The sequence below is a fragment of the Corynebacterium glyciniphilum AJ 3170 genome, from assembly GCF_007673095.1.
In the GTDB taxonomy this organism is placed as follows: domain Bacteria; phylum Actinomycetota; class Actinomycetes; order Mycobacteriales; family Mycobacteriaceae; genus Corynebacterium.
The window spans coordinates 1-292 of sequence record NZ_VDYZ01000177.1; the positions used below are offsets into that span (position 1 = coordinate 1).

At 67.5% G+C, this 292-nt stretch carries 1 pseudogene; it reads right to left on the minus strand.

The features are described from left to right. Positions 1-269, minus strand: a pseudogene (locus FS507_RS18180) (hypothetical protein); the annotation flags it as partial. Between the last annotated feature and the right edge of the window lie 23 nt (positions 270-292).

Sequence of the window (292 nt, forward strand, 5' to 3'; positions counted from 1 at the left end):
TCATCCGCTCGCAACTCCTCTCCCTCCCCTCCTTCTTCCTCATCCCCCCCCCCCCGCACACCCCCCACCCCCCTACCCTCCCCACACTCATCCTCACCTTCACCCCCCCTCTCACCCTCCTCCTCCCACAACCTCTCCACCAACGCCTCCCCCCCCCTCCCCCTCTCCCCCCTCCCCCCTCTCACCTCGATCACCGGTTTCCCCAAGTTTCGGGGGACCGTGTACCGCACCTCCCTCAAACACCTCTTCCCTCTCCCCGCCGAACGCATTCACCGGCTCATCTCGGGCCTCC